This is a genomic window from Deltaproteobacteria bacterium (assembly GCA_009929795.1).
Classification (GTDB): domain Bacteria; phylum Desulfobacterota; class Desulfovibrionia; order Desulfovibrionales; family Desulfomicrobiaceae; genus RZZR01.
In genome coordinates, this window is record RZZR01000395.1 from 1 (window position 1) to 1,115 (window position 1,115).

Below are 1,115 nucleotides of genomic sequence, written 5' to 3' on the forward strand. Positions count from 1 at the left end.
CGGGTCCGGTGTCCGCAGCACGATGTCCGGCGGGTGGAGGTGCCCTGGGCCCGCAAAGGGAGCAAGTTCACCCTGCTGTTCGAGCAGGCGGCCCTGGTGCTGGCCCGGGAGATGCCGGTGCTGACCACGGCCCGTATCCTGGAGATGACCGACAAGAAGCTGTGGCGCATAGTCCTGCACTACGTCAAAGCCGCCATGACCAGGCTGGATTTGAGCACCCTCAAGGCCTTTGCCCTGGACGAGACCAAGGCGCGCAAGAGGCACCGGTACGTCACCGTGTTCATTGATCTCGACCGCAAGGAACGGCCCGTTGTTTTTGCAGTTCCCGGCAAGGGCAAGGCCACCCTGAAGGCCTTCAAGGACCACCTGATTGCCCGTGGCGGCAGAGCCGAGAACGTGGTCGAGGTGGTCTCCGACATGTCGGGCGCGTTCATTGCCGGTGTGAAGACCCATTTCACCAACAGCGCCCAGACGGTGGACTGGTTCCATGTGGTGCAGGCGTTCACCAACGCCGTCAAGGACGTTCGCCTCGCCGAGGCCAAGGAAACCAGCATGCCCAAGGCCGCCCGCTGGGCCACGCTTAAGAATGCCGAAGGTTCCTTTACCGAGGCGCAGGTTGCCGCCCTGAACGAACTGGTCACCATGGACCTGGAAACCGCCAAGGCCTGGCGCATCAAGGAGATGCTCCGCTGGGTCCGCCGGGCCGAGTCCAAGCAGGCAGCGAAATGGCGACTGACGAGGTTTGTCAACGAGGCCCGCTCACTCATCGCCGATATCGACCTGCTCAAACCGGTTCGCACGGCTCTGAACACCGTGACCAGACACCGCGATGCCATCCTTGCCCGCTGGGATTCAGGCCACAGCAACGCTCGCATCGAGGCGCTCAACGGCATCTTCCAGGCCGCCAAATGCCGGGCCAGGGGATACCGCAACGATGACACGTTCATCAGCATTATCTACCTGCTGGCAGCGCCCATACAGCATCTTCTGAAATCCACTTGAAACGACGAAGAGCCAAAATAACTCAGCCCCTTGCTCGAGGTGTTGTGCAGCCAACAACGGCTACCACCGACATTGATCCCGGTCTCGTCGACGTGGACCACCGGCTCGCCGGC

At 62.2% G+C, this 1,115-nt stretch carries 1 protein-coding gene; it reads left to right on the forward strand.

The genetic code is table 11. The features are described from left to right. Positions 1-1,002, forward strand: a 1,002-nt coding sequence (locus EOM25_15255) for an ISL3 family transposase (protein ID NCC26537.1), incomplete at its 5' end; no start/stop codon positions are given. Positions 1,003-1,115: the final 113 nt, after the last annotated feature.